The following is an 18,915-nucleotide window of genomic DNA, read 5'->3' as shown; positions in this document are numbered from 1 at the left end:
TCAATGGGTATTTTTCCAGTAACCATCGGAATTCATTTCAGGCATATTGAACACCAGAATCAGAATAAAAAATAAGCTCCTGAGTAATTCCCGGACTACCATATATCTTTTAAGCCTTAACCCATAGTGTTATGGCCCCTAAAGCAAAGGGCCTTCAAAGGGTTTTCCCACCCTTTAAAGACCCTTTAAAATACTCTTACAGCAGCTGTATAGGTTATACTGTGAACTAAGAGTATTCTTCTACTGAACTACATTTAATTCAGCAATACCCACTCTACTGGCATTATTCGAAGCAGTAACGTCAAACCTAAAATACCTGGCCTGTACCGGAACAATAAAATTGATGTTCTTCAAATCCGGATTTATAACTGATGATGTTGCAGCAGGTCCTGTACCCTTCCAGGCACCTTGTACTGTCCAGGTTACATTGTCTGTACTGGTCGAAACAGTTATTGCTGTTGCATTTTCCGTTGTCGCTACATAATTGGGTACCATTACAAAACCTTTAATCTGCTGAGCAGCGCCCATATCTATAGTCAGCCATTTAGCTGCAAAAGAAGAAGTACTGCTTGACCTCCAGGCTGTGGTATTAATTCCATCCAACATGGCAGGCCCTAAGGATCCGGCAGTAGTACTGCCTACGCTCGGCACCCATCCTGTTCTGGGAATAAATGTTCCGGTTAATGGTAGTTGCGCATCACTAATATTAGTATAGGTACTTTTTACAACCACATAAACCGTTCTGTAGTTATCACTGGATTTTGCACCTTTGTCCTTACCTGAAATCTCGCTTATTGAAAGTGGCAGAAGATAGCCATTGTCATTATTTAACTGTAACCTGTCCAACAGCTGGATTCTTAATGAATCTGTTGATATCACACTACCTGCGGGAATGGTAAGCTGCGCACTGCCCACAATTTTATAATTGGCGGCAGGCAACAATATATAGTTTGTCTTATTTGCACTGTTATAATTACTGACCAGACTTTCATCAATACTTATATTTACCAGCACATCGCTGTTTATTTCCCTGGTTAAATAAGCAGGGAATTTAGCGATAGAATCTCCGGATACAGCTAAAGGCGTTCGTCTAAATGCCAGATTAGCTACATGAACATCTCCCCCGGCAGTTTTGATAAAAACCGAAAGCTCTTTAGAATTCATATCTCCATCTTTTTTGCAGGCATTTAAAATTAGTATGCTGAAAATGGTTGCATACCAGAACTTATATCTTGCTTTCATATTTTAATATTTTATGTCAATGGATTAACGAACAGCAGGATTCATAATTTGAATGGCCTGTCGGGTAAATTTAAAGTCGGGATTGAGTGGATATTCATATTGGGCAAGATAAACACCCGTACCACCTTTACGTCCTTGTGTAGGTTGCCAGTAAGCCATTCCTAATAGGGAAGGTATTACGCCACGTACAGGATCAGTAAAGTTTACTCCTCCTTTTTCCCAATAACTCTCAAAATTTTCTGCTACAATAAACTTCCTGATTGGAAGCGTTCCGAAGCCATATTGAACAAATCTGTTTTGAAGATTTGTCGGAGAGGTAGCCGCATAAGCCTGTTGTACGAGATAATCAATATAAGGAGCAAGCTCAGGTGTACTTTCACCATCAATAATCAATAGTTTACCGGTACCTGAAAGTGGGCCAAGATACTTCGACAACGACTTATACAAAGCCGTCGTCAGGTTGGCACCAGTTATTCCATCCTTACCAGTCGTAAAAATCCCCCCTTGTCCGAAATGCGGTTCATAATCAATGTCAAAACCATCAGCCCCAAATACCTTCACCTCAGCATCCAGATCCCTGGCTATGCTATCCAAAGCAACCAGAATCGGTAAAGTCGGATATTTTTTCAAAAGAGCTGTTGATACATGATCTGCACCTCTGACCAGTACAAACCTTGTTCCTTTAAGTTCCTGTGTTTTTTTCATTACATTGTGATTGTATGAACCCACCGGAGGTGCACCTCCCCATAAGCTTACAATATCAACGCTATCAGGAATCTGATCCATTACACCTGGCACATTGGGGTTTCCCTCACCACCGGTTGCTCCAAACCAACCAAAAAACACTTGATGATCCGTTTTTTTATAGGCCCTTAAATTGGCATAATAATCATCAGATCTTTGAAGCACCTGTTTCATTGGTATATTTTCAGGCATATTTTCTTTCGAACACGAAAAGAATGATATGCTGATTACCAGCATGCCGGCAATTATTAATAATTTATTCATATTCATAACGATTGCTTTATGTTACGTTTTCTACTTATATCAAATATTAATCAGGGCACCTTACACCTGTAACCCATTTCACAGTTCCACCTATCGTTCCGGTATGTCCATGCCCGGTTGCATCGGCAACGGTAGTACCTTTACCCTCATTGAACTTCCAATATCCATACAGTCCACCTGAACCAGGATTTACAGCACACATTCCACTGCTTATTTCTGCCTGAGTCAGCACTTTTGTCCAGAACCTCAGTTCCTGTACCTGTGCAGAACCCCCAAAACCCATGGTTTCCAGATTGAACTTAGTATTTGCCGGAGCTGATGTTGTGCCATCTGGTTTTCCATTTACATAAATTTTAAAACTATTGGCGGTACCATCAAAAACATAGGCAATATGATACCATTTGTTTGTTAAAAACTCGGTCGTTGAAGCTGGCTGTATACCCGCATATTTTACCTGCAATTGGTTAGGCTTAATCACCACATCACCAAAACGCGAATAGATCTCAGAAGAACCTGCATAAAACAAAGCCATATTATTCTTAAAGGCTGTAGTCACCCTGACCCTCATTTCTACGGTAAACTGAGTTAAGTCTTTGATCGGATCAGGTATAGCAAATGTTACTCCGGTAGAACCTGCATCCAATGCCGGATTAATGAGTACCCGATTGATCACGATGTAAAAAACCTTTGATGCATCTATGACCGGGATACCAGATGATGCATCTTTAATCGCAATTGGGATCATATACAAATCCCCATCTTTTATCGTCGCATCCAAAGGAGAAACGGTTATTTTTATCGCATTGGAAACACTTGCTCCGGCAGGAATAACAGCTGTATTGGCCGATAATGAATAAAACCTTTCAGGTAGCGGTTTGTACTTTGTATTGTGCTTTTTATTATAGTCCGCCACCACATTGGTATCAGAAACGTAAGAAATCTCAATATTTTCGGGGGTTACTGCCGAAGAACTTGAAGTTAAACTGATTGAACCGCCCATATCATCAACGGAAACAAAGCCCTGAACAGATTCAGCTGCATTTGTAATAAAGAGGCCCCTATTTTCTACGTTGTTTTTCTTACAGGCGAAAAATAGTACCAGGATCAAAGCAGGTAAAATTTGATATAAAATGTTATATTTTTTCATATTCATGATATTATTGTCTTTAAATACATCAATTCGCTACGGTTTTTTATCCCACCACAAGCGTGTTCCACCGTTATCAGCGCCACCTAATAAGGCTAATCCCTTGCTGACCTCTGCTCCATTTTGCTGATACTGCGCCAAAGGATAGGGTAATCTGCGAACCTGCTTCACTACATCTATATTCCCCCTGTTCAAACTGATCGGAAAAATTTTAGGAAATCCTGTTCTTCTGAATTCGCTCCAGGCTTCCTGTCCATTTGGATAGAGTGCCAACCACTTCTGGGTAATAATCCGCTCTAGCTTAATATCTAAAACAGCGGCATCATCCCATTTTATGGTAATCGAAGAGGCTGCGCTGCGACTATTTGAACTCCCCCCGCTTGCAAAATCAGTATAGTCTTTAGGCTTAGCCGTATTGTCTGCAAGGTACCCTGCCGGCATCGCAACCCCGGCTTCCGAAAAAGCCGTAGTAATACCTGTTTCATACCATTCCTTTGCCGTTCCTCCAACATTCCATCCGCGTAACACGCCTTCAGCCTTTAAAAAACACACCTCAGAAGCCTGCATCCAGGGCATTGGGGTCTGATCGGTTACATTTAATTCAGAAAATGGTTGATAGGACGCTCTTGTAACATTAATACCGCTACGGATGCCTAAAAACTCTGAAGTATGGGCTGTTAAAGTCGCTGTTTTAAACCAAACAGCTATCCTTGGGTCGTTATAACCGGTTAAAATAGATTGCATAGAAGCCCCCATTCTGGCTTCTTTATAATCCTGTGTTAGTGTACGTAAGGGATTGGAATAGTTAAGTGCGCCGTTGCCTGGTTTAAGACCTTGTAAGGCATTATCCGCTGCCGTGGTAATCATACCAGCAGGGTTTGTAAGCGCTTCCTCCGCATATAGCTTTGCTTTATCGGGAGCTACATAAGCAATTCGAATGGCAAGTCTTAATATTAAGGAATTTGCAAATCTGGCCCATTTTAAATAATCACCAGCATAGATCAGATCGTAAGATTTTAAAGGCGTTCCAGCACCAGCACCAAGCTTAAATAACATATTTCTTGCTTTAATTAAGTCGCTTAAAGCCGAATAATAAATGCTTTCCTGACTTTCGTAGGCTGGAGTAAAAGATCCTGAAGCTAATGAACCACTTGGAATTGGTCCATAGCTATCGGTAGCCTTTATAATTCCCGTTACCTTAATGATCTGTGCTACTGAAAACTGCAAAGAGTCTCCTGATATTGTGCTCAGGTCTTTGATGTTTTTCCAGGCAGCCATCAACTTGCCTGTCAGTGTAAACTGCTCGTTCACCCAGCTCAGGTTAAAAGCATAGGTAAGGTTGTTTGAATTCCCACCCCAGTCACCTGCTTGTCCCATATAGCCCGAAAAAGAATCCCCGGCTAAATTATAGCCTACCTGATAACTGTTAACAAAATCGGTTCTGCCCGCGGCATCTCCCGCTGGTAAGACCGCATTGATCATTGCCGGGAAGTTTTTACCGGAAGCATAATTATCAGCTTCCTGTTGTGCTAAGGTGGACAGATATGGATTCGTATTAAATTCTTCATATTTTTTTGTACAGGCAGATAATATGACTACCAGCCACAACAATAATATTTGTATCCTTTTCATGTTCTTTTAAATATTTTGTTCAAACTAAAACTGTGCAGTTACACTGAAACCGATACTTCTGTAACTGGGCTGACGGAAATAGTCAATACCCTGATCATAAGTTCCTGTAGAAGATGTTGATTCAGGATCGAAGGGCGATTTGTTGTAAAACATGAACAGGTTACGCCCGGTTGCTGAAACTTTTATATGGTCTAATTTACCGCCTAAAAATTTCGCCGGGATGGTATAACCAAACGCAGCCTCTCTCAATCTTACATTGGTAGCACTATACACATAATAACCGCTCATTCCTACTGTAGCCCCCGAAGCAGCCCCCAGTAAATTGTAAAATTTCTCTACATCGGCATATTGCTTACCATATATAGTCACAGCGCCTTGATCTCTATCTTCCGCCGACCTTTGAGATACGCCGTAAGCATCCATTATTGACTGGGTGTAAGAAACCCCAACCCCTCCTACCCGGGCATCAACCAAAAAGGAAAGGCTAAAGCTTTTATAGGTAAAATTATTTCTCCATCCAATGGTATAATCAGGTGTAGAACGACCAATGAAACGCCTTGGAATGGTTATTTTTTCAATGTTACCATTACCTGGATTCACCCAAAGGTTCCCCTGATTATCTTCACGCAAGGCTTGAGAAATATACAAATCGGCTGTTGATCCTCCCACCGCTAATAGATTTTGTAAATCCCCTATGCCACCCATGTTGGTACTATCGCGGCCAAACACTTCCTGAGTCAGGGGATTTTTATATCCTTCGGAAAGACGTTTTATTTTGTTACGGTTAAGCGTGAAAATTGCGGAAGTTGTCCAGTTAAAATCTTTTAAACTGGTATTATAACTTAAACTGGCTTCGATACCCTGATTTTGAATATTTCCTGCATTATAATAAAATACAGAATAGATATTTCCGGTTAATGGTTGTGAAAGTAACTGGTTAGTAGTATTTGACTTATAGACAGTTGCATTTAAACTCAGTTTATTCTTTAAAAACTTTAATTCTAAACCTGCTTCATAAGATTTCGTACGTTCAGGTTGAAAATCTGGAAAAGGAGCAGGTCGGTCCGCGCCCGGATCTACAAGCGAAAAGGTAGGGAAACTTAAATTAGGTGGATTACCTACTTCAGCATAGGAGAACCTGACTTTGGCAAATGAAAGTACCGAAGCCGGTATCTTTAACGCATCGCTGATCACACTGGAAATTCCTACTGAAGGATAGAAGTAAGACTTTTTGTTGGCGATTGATAATTGTGAAGGCCATTCGTAACGGCCTGTAGCATTTAAAAATATCCATTTTTTATAGTCAAACTCTGCGGTGGCAAATCCCGATTGCAATTGTTTATGTAAATAGGTCTGTGAGGGCACATTGACTGTATTTTCCTGAACAGAGTAAAAATTAGCGAGCCTTGCCAGCTTTCCACCCCCCATAAGTCCATCTGCTTTGTCATCCTGATAACTGCCTCCGATATTGGCATTAAAGCCCAGATCAGGGGTTATGCTCCGGTTTATGGAAGCTATTAAATCGATATAAGAGTTTTTCAATAGATTCTTACCACTTGTATAAAAACCAAACTCTGAAGCAAATATTCCATCTGTTCCGGCAGGACGTTTTACTTCGCTTTGTATGTCACTGTTATCAATACGTACCCTTCCCACAATATCCAGCCAATCAAACACCTTGTATTTGGCCGTTGCATTCAGCATATAACGATCTGTTTTGTTGACATTGGATTCTGCATCAGTAATCCAGTAAGGATTTTGTATGCTCAATCCCTGGTTTCCGAATGGCCAAAACTGCGTTGATATTTTCCGGTCGGGATTATACCGCGTATATACCTGATACTTTCTGATATCATCACCCGGCGGAAATAAATAAATCGGGATTAGGGGATTGTGGTATTGCCCCTGAGCAATCATATTCTGATCATCAGTTTTCGCATACATCACGCCGAAATCAAGAGTAAGCCGATCCGTTAAATTAGCGGTATGTCTCAGATAAAAATTATATCTGTTGTATTCATTTTTACGGATAATTCCATTCGCGTTGTTCATACCTGCAGAGAAGAAGGTCTGGCTCTTTTCTGTTCCTCCAGACAAGCTCATGGAGTTGAATACATTGGAACCGGTCTGAAAGAAATCTTTGGGTTTGTAAGCGGAGGGTGTTTCTAATTTCGCGCCCCAGCTGGTCATTTGCGCATCGTTGGCCTGGCCATATGTATTCTGAAAACGAGGCATCACAAATGGAGAAAAGAAATCAGTGCTATTGCTTAAGTTGATTTTTATTTTCCCAACGCTACCCTTTTTTGTCGTTACCACGATGACACCATTAGCGCCCTGATTACCATATAATGCAGTGGCAGAAGGACCTGTAAGTGCCGAAATACTTTCTATGTCTTCAGGATTAATACTGGAAATACCTTCTCCACTTACTACACCTGCAAAAGGGCCTCCTACTGCACCTCCGCTACTATTCGGAATGGGAATACCATCTACTACATACAATACATTGTTGTTTCCTGAAATAGACTTTACACCACGCATCACTACTCTACTGGCACCGCCAATACCTGATGAACTTGGGTTAATCGTCACTCCGGCCACCTTACCTGCAAGTGCATTTACAAAATTGGCGTCCTTGTTCCGGGTTAGTTCATCCCCTTTTAATTCCTGGACATTATAAGTTAATGCTCTGACTGATTTTTTTATGCCCAGTGCGGTAATCACAACCTGGTCCAGTTCATTCTTCTCTTCTATCAGAACAACATCGATTTTTGTTTGGGAGCCGACTTTAAGTTCCTTCTTTATGTATCCTACAGAAGAAAAAACGAGCACATCTCCGGCATCAGCCTCTATTGAAAAAGCACCTGTAGCGTCGGTTAAGGCCGCCTTATTACGTTGTTTGTTTAGAACAGATACACCAGGAATTAATAAGCCTGCCGTATCCCTGACGGTACCGGTAATTTTTTTGAACTGATAGGTATCTATTGATGAAAACAACTGTTTTACCAGATCTTCTTTCGGTGAAATCACAATAAAGTTATTCCTGATTACAAATTCGAGAGGCTGATTTTTTAAAATTGTACTCATCGCCTCTGCCACAGTACTGTTTTGCAGGGAGACATCGATGAATCCTATTTTTTTTATGGTCTTCTTTTCGTAGATGAAACTATAGCCACTCATTTTTTCAATCCTTGAAAAAACAGCTTCTATCTTAGCATTTTTTAGTTGAAGATTAATCTTTTGTGAATAGCTTTTTGCCGAGACTATCGTGACAAAAGAAAATAACAATATTACAGTAATTTTCATGACGATCCAGGTTTTTGATCGGTTGATTGCTTCAAAAAAATCCAATATTTTTTTGTTCTTAGCATTTAATCGCATAGATTTGGTTAGTTAGGGTAAGAAATTTTCCTTCGTGGGAAACAATTATTGAGCCTTACACTTTTACCGATTTGCCGGCCAGCAGATCGGTTTTTTATTTCAGGCCATGGGTTTAGGTTGTGTTTTATTTCATAATTGTCAGTGTTTTATTATCTAATTTAAAATGGACCTGTTTAGTTAGTTCAAGTAAGCTAATTAGCTCAACCAAACTAATATTTCTGGGTAATCTGGCCGTAAAATCGGCCTGAACATTATCTTTATATACCACACGTATATTATACCATTTTTCAACCTGTTTCATCAATTCAGGCAAACTGATACCTTCAGTACTGAAAAAACCATTTTTCCAGGCGATCGCCTGATTTACATTTACATCATCCACAAGATTAATATTTTTATCGATCTTGTTTAGTACGGCCTGTTGTCCGGGCAAGATTTCTGCTGTCTTCTGCCCTATCTTCACCATAACAGCGCCTTCCAGCAGCGTGGTATTAATTTCATTTTCCTCTTTGTAAGCACTGATGTTAAAATGTGTTCCAAGTACAACTACCTCAGTGTGATTACTCATTTTAACTTTAAATGGCTTTTTAGCATTTTTAGCTACTTCAAAATATGCTTCTCCGATGAGTTCAACATTCCTTTCCTTGCCAACAAAGCGTGTTGGAAATTTTATTTGTGTACCTGCATTGAGCCAAACCTTTGTTCCATCCGGCAAATTGACCTGGTATTGCCCGCCATTCGGTGTTTCGATAGTGTTTAGTGTAGCTGGTTCATTTTCATCCCCCACCACATTGTAAACCAGCTGCCCGTCTGCTGTTTTTGAAATTGAAATATTACCCTGTTTAACCAGAACACCATTTGCGATGGTATCCAACACGATTTTTTTACCATTACCCAAAGTCAAAATGGCTTTATTCCCTCCGGGAGCAATATCCTGTGTTTGCAATGCCAATAAACTATTCTGATCCTTTTTATAGAAAAATAATCCAAGCCCCAGTATGCCTATTAATAAAACTGCAGCATACTTCGTCCAGCCGGTGCTAAACTTCGGGAGCTGATGAACAGGCACTTCAGCATCTGCGCTCTGGTATATATTGTTAAGTATCTTTTCTTTTATTTCCGGGGTAAATTCCAGGGTCGACTGATCAGACGTGTAGGTGGCCTCCATTAGTTTAACCAGAGGCTCATCAGATTTCAACCGGGCAACAAGGCGCATAAATTCTGCACGCTCTTCAGGAGTAGCGGTTTTATCAAAATATTTGCCGAACAAATAATTTAATCTTGAATATGACATCTGGTTAGAATTTTTAAAGCCGCAACAGGCTGCTTTATTCTAAAGACACCTTAACTAAAAAAAGGTGGTAATGGGTTTTAACTTTTTTTTAAAAAAAGATCCCACATAAAAGTATGGACACCACAACTTCATCCATATGGTTATGCACATGCTCCTTAATCGCTTTAGTGGCCAGATACATGTGTTTTTTTACCGTTTCCGCACTCAGGCTTAGTTGCTGCGCAATTTCTTCATATTTTAACCTTTCAAACCGGCTCAATTGATAGATTCGCTTTTGCTGTGGTGGTAACCGTTCAATGGCGTCATCAATCAGTAAACGGAAGTCTTCATAAATGTCATTTTCCTCTTCTGTACGCACATCTGTTTCCAGTTCCGTTTCAAGAGATTGAAAATGGCTACTATACCTGGCTTGCTTACGCAGATGGTTTAAAGTTTTATTCCTGGAAAGAATGAACAAATAATTGCTGAAACTGCTGATCCCGGTCAGGGTTTCCCGTTTAAGCCATACCTTAATGAAAACATCCTGTACAATTTCTTCGGTAACTTCCATCGACTCGGTAAGCTTAAAAATATAAGCTGCCAATGATTTATAATATCCCTCAAAAAGGGTAGTAAAGGCGCGTTTGTCCCCTTTGCTGATCTTTAAAATTAGTTCCGCTTCATGAGAAAGGGGTGCTATTGCCATTGAGGTAACGTGGTTAGATTTCCAAATCTAATTATCTAATCAATAATTCCAATAGAAAAAACTATTACCTGGAACAAATCTGCTCAATAGGTTTTAAACAGGTCCGGGAGCCATTAACATCCGTATCATGTTATTTCTGCAAACTGCAGATTAGCCTCAATAGTATTTTTATACTGGCTTTAGTTGGCGGGGCCTTGACGGAGCCCTGACCGGGCTGTGCCCGATCCTTTCTCCGGCTTCAGGCCTGTCAACACTGTAACAATACACTATTGAAGCTTCAATTCTATCGGGAAAGCATAGCAGCTAATTCCCATTCTTTTTTATATTTGCAAGGAAACAGACCTAACTCATTTCCGCTCAATTATGAAAAAATCCCTGCTTGCCCTCTCCCTGATCATCCTGATCATTGGTTGTAGCAAAGACGACGAAAAGACAAAAAACTACATTCCGAGAGTTTTAACAAAAAACGAATCCTTCAATCATTATTCTGAAAAAAAGAGTGATTCCATTACGATATTCAAATCAAACAAACCAGAACAGGGAGAATCGCTAACCGTAAAATTCAGAGACAGCACGGTGAGCATACAAACAGACCCAAAAGACCCTAAAAAAACAACTAATCGTTTTGCTTTTGCAGAATTTATAAATAGCCAGAAAACCTCTTTACTGGTTCAGGTTGAAGACGAAAATGAATTGGCTGCCCCTTCATTTATAATCTCATTAAAGGAAGAAGGCGGACTGGAAGTGGTGAGTTTAACCCGCCCGACTAAACCTGGTCCGGGAGAAAAAATTGGTTTAGGCATCAGTAGGTTGGGCCGTACAGGTCACCTGGTAAACAATGATTTCTTTATCAGGGGTGTGACAGGAAAAGCTTATTTCCTGAAAAGACAAGATCCTGAACAACGAATTGACGGCAAATATTTACTCCTTTCGCCAGACAGAAACACAATCGTTTTTGCTGCTCCAAAATCGCTATATCAGGTGAATTACATTGCTGATGAAAGCTCAACACTACCCTTACCGGCAGATCAGCCTTCAGAAATAGCGGTAGTTTATACCTATGTTCAGAACAACTACAGCTTTCAGAAAAACAAAGAAGGCGTTTCCTTTTTGAAAAAGAATGACAACGACAGAATTGTTGACATCAGCGAGTTTAAAAAATAGGCTTTAAACGCCAAAATCATCCAGGGAGTAAGGAAGTTCCTCGCAAAAAAAACCGTTGTTCATGAGGATATGCTTCACGACAGCAACAGCCGGAACCGCACTTACTACCCTTAAAATTTTATCGACATCTTCAAAAGCGAAGGTCCAGTTTTTATCTCCGAATAAAGTATCCATCACCGGTCTGATTGAAATCAAATCTTTGTGATCCTGTACTGAGGTTTTAAAAATCATAATATTCATTGCTTTTCGGTTTAAGGTTTAGGAATAAACTTCCCTAAAAATGCGGCTTCCAAAGCTTTTAGAAAAGTACTGGCAGTCAAACCCAATGAAAAAACCGACGAATAGCGGAAAATTACCGGTAAACGATTTCAGCCCTCCTTCATATTACACTTAAATCCGGGTTATTTTTACTAAATTTGTTAGTAATGAAATACTCAGGAACAGCAGATTTACCTTTGCATTATGGTTATTTACCCGCCTGGCTGACAGAACGGATGACCCGACTTGGTTTGGCCATTACGGAGGCCATCATTGCTGAATACGATACTGCCGAAGTATTGCGCCGTTTAAGCGATCCGTTTTGGTTTCAAAGCCTCGGTGCCGTAATGGGAATGGATTGGCACTCTTCCGGTATCACCACCTCTGTTTTGGGCGCATTGAAAGCTGCCATTAATCCACATAGTAAGGAATTGGGCCTTTATGTTTGCGGTGGGAAAGGAAAAAGATCGAAACAGACCCCTGTAGAACTATTGCATATTGCCAGTCAGACAGGCTTAGATGGAAACCACCTGGTTCGATGCAGTAAGCTCAGTGCAAAAGTGGACAATACTGCGATTCAGGACGGATTTCAGCTTTATGCACATAATTTCATCCTCAATAAAGAAGGGCTGTGGACGGTAGTCCAGCAAGGGATGCGGAATGATAGCGGAATGGCAAGAAGGTACCACTGGCATTCCTCAGCACTTCATTCTTTTGTGGAAGAACCACATACCGGTGTTTGTGGAATCCATCAGGGCGACATCATGAATCTCGTTGCAAAAGCCGCCGCCCCTGCTCAAAAATCCATGCTGGCCATGACTACAGAACATCCCGACCGCATGATCAGGGAAGCAAAAAAACTGATTATGCCCAACCACCATGACGTAAAAGCCAAAGATGTAGATCTGAAACGCCTGGGCGCAATGCTATGGTTAACACAGGAAAAACAACCGGCAGACTTTGAGGAACTCCTGTTATTAGAAGGTATGGGGCCGAGAACCTTACAATCACTGGCCCTGGTTAGCGAGGTGATCTATGGAACACCTTCCCGCTTTACAGACCCTGCACGTTTTTCATTTGCCCATGGCGGAAAAGACGGGCACCCCTTTCCCGTTCCTGTAAAAATATACGATGAAACCATCCAGGTATTGAGCAAAGCGATTCAACAGGCTAAAATAGGGCAATCTGATAAGCAAAAAGCCATCCATCAACTCAGTACCATTGCGCGAAATGTGGAAAAGAATTTTATTCCTAATGATAATTTTGACGCACTGATTGAAAAAGAAAGGAGAGATTCCTGGAAATATGGCGGAAAAACGGTCTTTCGTGATGCTAAACCACCTCAAGAACAACAACTCAGTCTGTTTTAGGCTAAAAAAATACTGATTATCTGTTTAAACATCTTATTTTTTTAGAGAAATAACCACTATTTCTTAACCTGGCTATTCATTTATAATAGATTAATTCCGTTATTTGTTTTGTTTAGTTTAAAATATACCTTCAGAAGACATTAATGCAGTTTAAACAATTCTCCTGGCAAATTGCCTGGGATTACCCCTCGTTCCGACTTAAATTTATCCTGGGAATATCCATTCTTGCAATGATTCTGCTGTTTATCCCTCATTTTTTCGCTTTCGTAGAAAACAGGGAGAAAGGATTTATACTAAACGACTGGTTACTGGCACAAATTCCAGCTGTCGACGTATCCTGGTGGATTTTTATCATCCTCTATGGGATGGCTATCTTCTTCATCATACGTATGTCCAGAAATACGTCCATTTGCCTCACGGCACTTTGGTCCTACATATTTCTATGCACAGCCAGGATCATCACCATCACCATTGTCCCACTTCATCCCCCAAAAGATATTATTGAATTAATAGACCCCTGCTCTGTTCTTTTTTATGGTGGGAATGTGATCACTAAAGACCTTTTCTTCTCTGGTCATACTGCAACCATCTTTTTAGGAGCATTATGTCTTGAAAACAGGAGAGAGAAAGCAATCGCTTTCATTTTTGCCGGAATTATTGGCGCATTGCTGTTGGTTCAGCATGTGCACTATACAGCCGATGTAATTGCTGCTCCTTTCTTTAGCTGGATCTGCTGGTATTTCGGGAAATCAATTGAAAAACTATAATCCTTAGAAAAGAGCGGAAACAATTCCTGAGAGCTGCTTCCGCCGGAAGAGTTTTGAGAGCTCCTGTATTTTTTAGATTTTGTCTGCTACTGGTTTAAGCGCTTTAATGAGCTTACCCGTATATTGAAAATCTTTGTCTATATTGATGTTAAAAAGCATCATTCCACCTTTTAAACCATTATCCGGCTGCCACTGAGACAATTGAATGGCTTCGGTTAAAGATGTCGACTGGTGCCTTCCTGGCTGTACGCCAAACAACAGTTTCTTACTTCCTACCAGCCCGGAGTACAATTCAAACTGGTTGATCATAGTTTCCATATCCCACAGATATCCTGCCAATGCGACATAATCAAAACAAGCATTGCATCGTTTCAATAACTGCTCATCCGCATAATATTGATAGGTTATATAGCTCATGGTTTTTCCTGTTGATGATCTGGGGCCAAAGTACCTGGAAAGTGCGATGATGACCTGGATAAATGTATCATCAGGAGCATCCCCCCCCATTTCGGGGTCTATGTCAATACCATCCAAACCCCAGGTATTGACAACAAGTTCATAAACACTGGCCGCAAAAGCCTTAGGATCAGCAATGGTATTCCAGGAGATTTTTGGATGAACAGCAGTCGCAATGGAAGCCATCACTTTAACCCCTCTTTGTTGTTGTACTCTTACTCCGCTTAGCATATTCTCCCAGCTCATCCCATCACTCGTCAGGTATAAATGCTGTAATGTTTTATCGGGATCCAGATTGATGAGAAACAAATTAATGACATCAATTCCAACGGGTAGTTCTTCAATAATCATCTTTTGATTTGCATAACCTAACCAGTAGGCAATAAATAGAGGATCCGGGGCTTTCATAAGTAAAATGTATACTGGTTCAATAACATATAAAGATCAGTAATGCATGGAACGTAGAAATACGCTAGATTACCTGAATAAATAAACAGGTATTTATACCTATTTAAATAACGGCAGCGTAAGAAATATAAATTAACTATAAATAATCGATAAGCTTAACAAGGAATGTTTTATTTTAGATTAAGAATTTAAAACAAAATTCTCTAAATAAACCAAAAAACCAACAAAGAACCATGGAAAAAGAAGCTGCTAAACACAACAAGAGTATTTATGAAATACCTTATGCTGAAGCTAAAAAACTCACTGCCGCCTGGGCAGCGCAAGGAAATTTCATCAAGGGCTTCCTCGTAGATGCACAAGAATTGAGGGATATGATTGATGAGGAAGGCGTCAAATACGTAAGGATGTATTTCGGTTGGGATGAGCAGATGGAAGATGGAAGACAACAAAGGATGATCATGGTTCCTACAGATATATACGGAAAAGATATGACCAATAATAACTATTCACGAGGAAAGGAGCTTTCCGGCCCTATAGATAGCAATATCTTTGATTTCACCATGCCTTGTCCACCAACATGCTCACCTGATGAGCCTGGTCTTTAATTAAAAAATGGCATCAACACTAGAAAAAATCTACCTATATTTTTCAATGGGCATCATTCTTTGCCCATTGATTTTGGCATTGATCAACGTTAAATCCTATCCAAAGGAATTAAAAGTGATCACCTTGTATTTAGTATCTATTGCATTTATAGGTGCTTATAGCGCCTATTTATGGTCGCAGAATAAAAACAACCTCCCGGTATTGCATATTTATACGATGGTAGAATTTACCGCCATCATGCTTTTTTATCGGGTGATTTTCAAAACGTATATTGCAAAGCGTTGGTTTGGATTACTGATCGCCGTATTCCTGGCCTTCTGCCTGCTCAATGCCACCTATATCCAGGACTGGAAAATATTCAATACTTATCCCCGTACACTGGAAAGTATCCTGGTCATTGGCGCATCTTTATTCTACTACTATAAAATCACCCGACAAACCTTATACACGCAAATTGAGAAAAGCCCTGTATTCTGGATCAATACCGGTTTCTTCATTTACTTTTCGGGAAGTTTCTTATTGTTTACCATTAGCAATTATATCCTGCCATATAGCTTTAAATTCAATATGATGGTTTGGCAATTTCATGCCTTCCTTTCTATTGTCAACAACATCTTAATCTTTATTGGCTTATGGCAACACAAGAAAACATAGATGTTTACTTCTTCCTGTTTACAGGGATGATTGTTATGTTTATTCTGAGCGCCGCCGTTGTGGTGCTCTTCTTCGTATATCAGAAAAAATTCTATAACCAACAGGTAAACCTCAGAGAAAAAGAAGCAGAATACCAGCAAAAACTGCTGCACAATAACATCGAAAAAATAGAAGAAGAAAGACGGAGAGTTGCAAAAGACCTACATGATGAAGTAGGCAGTATTTTTTCTACGATTGGCATAAAAATCATACAGTTTGAGAAAAAAAACAAGACCACACCTCACACTGTTGGTGGTTTAGATCTCATCAAAGAAACCAAACTATTGGTAGATAAAGGAGTGATGAGTGTGAGGCGTATTTCTCACAATATGATCCCCAATGAACTGGAAATGTTTGGAATTGCCGCAGCAATTGAAGAATTATGCTTTCAGATAGAAGGTTCCGATGGACTGGATGTCAACTTTGAAAGCGAAGGCCTTGATAAATGCGGCCGTTCAGAAGTAGAGCTTGCCCTTTACCGCATCACCCAGGAACTGATCAGTAATACCGTAAAACATGCGCATGCAAAACACGTGGAAATACAGCTCAACTGCACGGAAATGGAAGTAATGTATCAATATAAAGATGATGGAATAGGCTTCGACAAAGATTTAGTACGCAGAGGATTGGGCATACAAAACATCACCAGCAGGGTAGAAATGAACGGCGGACAACTCACTTACCATACCGGTAACCAGGGATTTGGCGTCTCCATCTATTTCCCTGTAACAACTAAATAACATGAACAAATTGATAAAAATAGCAGTCACAGATGATCAGGTGATGTTTAGAGAATGCCTGGTGAACAACATAAAAAGCTTTGGAAACATGGACGTCATGTTTGAAGCAGGAAATGGCCTCGAATTACTAAATGCGATGAAAGAATGTGGCGAGATTAAGCCCGACATCGTACTGATGGACCTGAACATGCCGGAAATGAACGGAATGGAGGCTACCAAAAAATTAAAAATCGCCTATCCGGATGTCCGGGTGATCGTACTTTCCGTACATGGAGAAGAGAAACATGTATCCAGGATGATTCAACAAGGGGTAAATGGCTATATCGCTAAAAACTCCGAACTTTCTGAACTCAAAAATGCCATAGAAACAACTTATAATAATGGTTTCTATTTCAATGAAATGGTATTGAAAACCCTGCAATCAGGGAAATTACTTAACAAAACCAACCTGAGGGGCTTTGATGCCGGTTCTTCCCTTACCCAGCGCGAAAAGGAAATATTAGGCTTGATTTGTGAGGAACTCACCACCGCTGAAATCGCCGACAAACTGTCGATCAGCTTGCGTACAGTAGATGGTCACCGGAACAATTTATTGGTTAAAACCGGAGCAAAAAATGTTGCCGGACTGGTAGTCTTTGCTTTTAAACACAAAATTATTGATACCGATATTTAGTTAAATTATACACCTGCTGCCAGCAATGCTATTTTTGCAGCCCTTAAATCCAGGAATAATTCATCCGCTATGCTTAATGACGGATGAACTTCCAGGTTGCTTTGTACTGCAATACACCTGATTCCTGCCGCTTTTGCCGCTTTAATGCCATTGACGGTATCTTCATAAACAATGCATTCCTCCTGTTTTAAACCAAGCATTGCACAACATTTTAGATAACCTTCGGGATCAGGTTTATTCTGTACCACATCCGTCCTGGTAATGATCAGCGTAAAATATTTACTTAACCCGTTTCTATCGAAAATTGCAGTTACGTCTTCCCTCGGACTGGAGGTCACAATGGCCAGTAACAGCTCACGTTCATGCAAAAATTCTATGATCTCTAAAGCATGAGGCATCAGCCCCACATCCTTCGTTTTCAATCTTTCCAGTGTCAGTGCCTCCCTCCTTTTCACTACATCCGCCAAAGAAGCATCTATGGAATACTTTGACAACAGGTTTTTCGCATTCAGCGGAAGCTGAATGCCTGCGTAGTTTTTTAACCAATCCCGGTACTCCAGCTGAACACCATAATCGCCCAATAGCTCATTCCAACATTCGAAATGAAAATACTCAGAGTCGATCAATGTCCCGTCAAGATCAAATAGTACAGCTTTAAGGTTTTTCATAGCTTATTTTTATTTGGGGGTAAACCAATCCCGACTTTAATAGCTGGTTTGGATTTTCTAATCAACCGCTCTGGGTTTTCAGATATGATCCAATATACAATGCTGTTTTGAAAACACAGCGAACAATAATAAAATAACCATGTAAGGATATAAATAACGACCCGAGGTATGCAAAAAGAATTATAATCACATACATTAAACTATTTTTGAATATTATTCTGAATTTACATACATTTATAGAATGATAATCGAAAACAACATCAGTTTAGATAAGATCGACCTTGCCATTTTAAGGTTGATGCAGGAGAATTCAAGGATTTCCAATGTTCACATGGCTAAAGAACTGGAAATGGCTCCTTCTGCTGTGCTGGAAAGGGTGAAGAAACTAGAACAGAAAAATGTAATTACACAATACACCGCAAGGATTAACCCTGCCGCTGTGGATTTAAAATTACTGGCCTTCATCTCCATGAAAGCATCGCATAGCATTGGTTGTACGACCACCGCAACTGAATTGGCCAGGATTAAGGAAGTACAGGAAGTACATATTATTGCCGGAGACGACTGTTACCTGGTCAAGGTAAGAACCGCAGATTCGGCCTCCTTAATGGCATTAATGAGAGATTCCTTTAGTAAAATAACAACGATACAATCTATAAGAACCACCATTGTACTCGAAACTGTAAAAGAAGAAATACAATTGATCATCCCTGAAAAATAACC

Annotated in this window: 18 protein-coding genes; 8 read left to right on the top strand and 10 right to left on the bottom strand. The window is 40.2% G+C overall.

The features are described from left to right. Positions 1-240: 240 nt before the first annotated feature. The 7 genes from OQX61_RS08395 to OQX61_RS08365 form a co-directional block, all read right to left on the bottom strand. The gene (locus tag OQX61_RS08395) at positions 241-1,242 is read right to left on the bottom strand and encodes a DUF1735 domain-containing protein (RefSeq protein ID WP_265841211.1); all 1,002 of its coding nucleotides are present in this window, start codon (positions 1,240-1,242) and stop codon (positions 241-243) included. A gap of 24 nt (positions 1,243-1,266) precedes the next feature. Beyond that, complete coding sequence (locus tag OQX61_RS08390; protein WP_265841210.1) at positions 1,267-2,250, bottom strand: glycoside hydrolase family 18; 984 nt, start codon at positions 2,248-2,250, stop codon at positions 1,267-1,269. Between the two features lie 46 nt (positions 2,251-2,296). Then, complete coding sequence (locus tag OQX61_RS08385) at positions 2,297-3,397, bottom strand: DUF1735 and LamG domain-containing protein (protein ID WP_265841209.1); 1,101 nt, start codon at positions 3,395-3,397, stop codon at positions 2,297-2,299. A 36-nt stretch (positions 3,398-3,433) separates the two neighbouring features. Next, positions 3,434-5,029 carry a SusD/RagB family nutrient-binding outer membrane lipoprotein gene (locus tag OQX61_RS08380; protein ID WP_265841208.1) on the bottom strand — a complete coding sequence of 532 codons (1,596 nt, stop codon included), beginning with the start codon at positions 5,027-5,029 and terminating at the stop codon, positions 3,434-3,436. A gap of 24 nt (positions 5,030-5,053) precedes the next feature. Continuing rightward, positions 5,054-8,335: a SusC/RagA family TonB-linked outer membrane protein gene (locus OQX61_RS08375; protein ID WP_265841207.1), complete on the bottom strand. Its 3,282-nt coding sequence runs from the start codon at positions 8,333-8,335 to the stop codon at positions 5,054-5,056. A gap of 199 nt (positions 8,336-8,534) precedes the next feature. Beyond that, positions 8,535-9,704: a FecR family protein gene (locus tag OQX61_RS08370; protein WP_265841206.1), complete on the bottom strand. Its 1,170-nt coding sequence runs from the start codon at positions 9,702-9,704 to the stop codon at positions 8,535-8,537. Between the two features lie 88 nt (positions 9,705-9,792). Then, a complete protein-coding gene (locus OQX61_RS08365; protein ID WP_265841205.1) occupies positions 9,793-10,389 on the bottom strand; it encodes an RNA polymerase sigma-70 factor in 597 nt (198 codons plus the stop codon). A 363-nt stretch (positions 10,390-10,752) separates the two neighbouring features. Here OQX61_RS08365 and OQX61_RS08360 point away from each other — a divergent pair, with 363 nt between their 5' ends. Then, complete coding sequence (locus OQX61_RS08360) at positions 10,753-11,553, top strand: hypothetical protein (protein WP_265841204.1); 801 nt, start codon at positions 10,753-10,755, stop codon at positions 11,551-11,553. 3 nt (positions 11,554-11,556) lie between these two features. On the opposite strand, the gene OQX61_RS08355 is transcribed toward OQX61_RS08360, so the two are convergent. After that, a complete protein-coding gene (locus OQX61_RS08355) occupies positions 11,557-11,793 on the bottom strand; it encodes a hypothetical protein (RefSeq protein ID WP_265841203.1) in 237 nt (78 codons plus the stop codon). A 185-nt stretch (positions 11,794-11,978) separates the two neighbouring features. Here OQX61_RS08355 and OQX61_RS08350 point away from each other — a divergent pair, with 185 nt between their 5' ends. Further along, positions 11,979-13,181, top strand: a complete 1,203-nt coding sequence (locus tag OQX61_RS08350; protein ID WP_265841202.1) for a DUF763 domain-containing protein — start codon at positions 11,979-11,981, stop codon at positions 13,179-13,181. Between the two features lie 143 nt (positions 13,182-13,324). Beyond that, positions 13,325-13,948 (top strand): phosphatase PAP2-related protein, encoded by a 624-nt coding sequence (locus OQX61_RS08345; RefSeq protein WP_265841201.1) that lies wholly within the window; start codon positions 13,325-13,327, stop codon positions 13,946-13,948. 72 nt (positions 13,949-14,020) lie between these two features. Here the strand turns inward: OQX61_RS08345 and OQX61_RS08340 are convergent, their stop codons facing one another. After that, a complete protein-coding gene (locus tag OQX61_RS08340) occupies positions 14,021-14,812 on the bottom strand; it encodes a glycosyl hydrolase family 18 protein (protein ID WP_265841200.1) in 792 nt (263 codons plus the stop codon). Between the two features lie 233 nt (positions 14,813-15,045). Here OQX61_RS08340 and OQX61_RS08335 point away from each other — a divergent pair, with 233 nt between their 5' ends. From OQX61_RS08335 to OQX61_RS08320, 4 genes are read left to right on the top strand one after another with little or no spacing between them, the layout of a single operon-like run. After that, the gene (locus tag OQX61_RS08335) at positions 15,046-15,417 is read left to right on the top strand and encodes a hypothetical protein (protein WP_265841199.1); all 372 of its coding nucleotides are present in this window, start codon (positions 15,046-15,048) and stop codon (positions 15,415-15,417) included. A 7-nt stretch (positions 15,418-15,424) separates the two neighbouring features. Further along, entirely contained in the window at positions 15,425-16,072 is a 648-nt protein-coding gene (locus OQX61_RS08330; RefSeq protein ID WP_265841198.1) for a hypothetical protein, read from the top strand. Then, complete coding sequence (locus tag OQX61_RS08325) at positions 16,051-16,851, top strand: sensor histidine kinase (RefSeq protein ID WP_265841197.1); 801 nt, start codon at positions 16,051-16,053, stop codon at positions 16,849-16,851. The genes OQX61_RS08330 and OQX61_RS08325 overlap by 22 nt, the downstream gene beginning before the upstream one ends. Position 16,852: 1 nt before the next feature. Beyond that, positions 16,853-17,524 (top strand): response regulator transcription factor, encoded by a 672-nt coding sequence (locus OQX61_RS08320; protein WP_265841196.1) that lies wholly within the window; start codon positions 16,853-16,855, stop codon positions 17,522-17,524. A 5-nt stretch (positions 17,525-17,529) separates the two neighbouring features. Here OQX61_RS08320 and OQX61_RS08315 read toward each other — a convergent pair whose 3' ends face one another. Further along, positions 17,530-18,192, bottom strand: coding sequence for an HAD family phosphatase (locus OQX61_RS08315; RefSeq protein ID WP_265841195.1), 663 nt, complete (start codon positions 18,190-18,192; stop codon positions 17,530-17,532). 241 nt (positions 18,193-18,433) lie between these two features. On the opposite strand from OQX61_RS08315, the gene OQX61_RS08310 reads away from it, so the two are divergent. Next, a complete protein-coding gene (locus tag OQX61_RS08310; protein WP_265841194.1) occupies positions 18,434-18,913 on the top strand; it encodes an Lrp/AsnC family transcriptional regulator in 480 nt (159 codons plus the stop codon). Positions 18,914-18,915: the final 2 nt, after the last annotated feature.

The organism is Pedobacter sp. PLR, from assembly GCF_026239675.1.
In the GTDB taxonomy this organism is placed as follows: Bacteria; Bacteroidota; Bacteroidia; order Sphingobacteriales; family Sphingobacteriaceae; genus Pedobacter.
The sequence above is the reverse complement of the archived record's forward strand: the minus strand, read 5'-3'. Positions and strand labels throughout refer to the sequence as shown.

Coding starts and splice junctions, on each gene's coding strand:
- OQX61_RS08325 (WP_265841197.1), top strand. CDS start 16,051: ATGGCAACACAAGAAAACATAGATGTTTACTTCTTCCTGTTTACAGGG.
- OQX61_RS08395 (WP_265841211.1), bottom strand. CDS start 1,242: ATGAAAGCAAGATATAAGTTCTGGTATGCAACCATTTTCAGCATACTA.
- OQX61_RS08330 (WP_265841198.1), top strand. CDS start 15,425: ATGGCATCAACACTAGAAAAAATCTACCTATATTTTTCAATGGGCATC.
- OQX61_RS08385 (WP_265841209.1), bottom strand. CDS start 3,397: ATGAAAAAATATAACATTTTATATCAAATTTTACCTGCTTTGATCCTG.
- OQX61_RS08335 (WP_265841199.1), top strand. CDS start 15,046: ATGGAAAAAGAAGCTGCTAAACACAACAAGAGTATTTATGAAATACCT.
- OQX61_RS08375 (WP_265841207.1), bottom strand. CDS start 8,335: ATGAAAATTACTGTAATATTGTTATTTTCTTTTGTCACGATAGTCTCG.
- OQX61_RS08320 (WP_265841196.1), top strand. CDS start 16,853: ATGAACAAATTGATAAAAATAGCAGTCACAGATGATCAGGTGATGTTT.
- OQX61_RS08360 (WP_265841204.1), top strand. CDS start 10,753: ATGAAAAAATCCCTGCTTGCCCTCTCCCTGATCATCCTGATCATTGGT.
- OQX61_RS08310 (WP_265841194.1), top strand. CDS start 18,434: ATGATAATCGAAAACAACATCAGTTTAGATAAGATCGACCTTGCCATT.
- OQX61_RS08315 (WP_265841195.1), bottom strand. CDS start 18,192: ATGAAAAACCTTAAAGCTGTACTATTTGATCTTGACGGGACATTGATC.
- OQX61_RS08350 (WP_265841202.1), top strand. CDS start 11,979: ATGAAATACTCAGGAACAGCAGATTTACCTTTGCATTATGGTTATTTA.
- OQX61_RS08355 (WP_265841203.1), bottom strand. CDS start 11,793: ATGAATATTATGATTTTTAAAACCTCAGTACAGGATCACAAAGATTTG.
- OQX61_RS08365 (WP_265841205.1), bottom strand. CDS start 10,389: ATGGCAATAGCACCCCTTTCTCATGAAGCGGAACTAATTTTAAAGATC.
- OQX61_RS08380 (WP_265841208.1), bottom strand. CDS start 5,029: ATGAAAAGGATACAAATATTATTGTTGTGGCTGGTAGTCATATTATCT.
- OQX61_RS08345 (WP_265841201.1), top strand. CDS start 13,325: ATGCAGTTTAAACAATTCTCCTGGCAAATTGCCTGGGATTACCCCTCG.
- OQX61_RS08390 (WP_265841210.1), bottom strand. CDS start 2,250: ATGAATAAATTATTAATAATTGCCGGCATGCTGGTAATCAGCATATCA.
- OQX61_RS08340 (WP_265841200.1), bottom strand. CDS start 14,812: ATGAAAGCCCCGGATCCTCTATTTATTGCCTACTGGTTAGGTTATGCA.
- OQX61_RS08370 (WP_265841206.1), bottom strand. CDS start 9,704: ATGTCATATTCAAGATTAAATTATTTGTTCGGCAAATATTTTGATAAA.